This is a genomic window from Streptomyces beijiangensis, from assembly GCF_017315755.1.
Lineage (GTDB): Bacteria > Actinomycetota > Actinomycetes > Streptomycetales > Streptomycetaceae > Streptomyces > Streptomyces beijiangensis.
Map to the genome: position 1 here is coordinate 1 of NZ_JAFLRJ010001067.1, position 353 is coordinate 353.

A 353-nucleotide genomic window follows, 5' to 3' on the forward strand; every position below is an offset into this window, starting at 1 on the left:
CGGCGCCGGAGTTGAGTGCGAGGCGGAGCGCGGTGAGGGCGGCGAGCTCGGGGTCGGACTCCTGGGCGTGGAGCGCGACGGGTTCGCGTACGGCGCGCAGCAGGGAGCCTGTGCCCGACGCGGGGTCGAGGACGGTCCTTGCGGCGGGTCCCGCGGCAGGCGAAGCGAGTGCGGCCATCAGCTCGGCGGGGCCCTGCGGGGTGAGCGTGTACTGACGGGGGTTGGCGTCGAGGTGGCGGCCGAGCAGGAACTCGAAGGCCTCGCAGGCCCCGGTCCCGGCGGCCAGTTCGGCGGCGGCGCGCAGCAGGGGGACGGAGGGGAGCAGGTCGGCGGCGGGGGGGGTGTTCACAGGG

Annotated in this window: 1 pseudogene; it reads right to left on the reverse strand. The window is 76.8% G+C overall.

Features of this window, described 5'->3' with window-relative positions:
* Positions 1-353, reverse strand: a pseudogene (locus J0695_RS40575) (SAM-dependent methyltransferase); the annotation flags it as partial.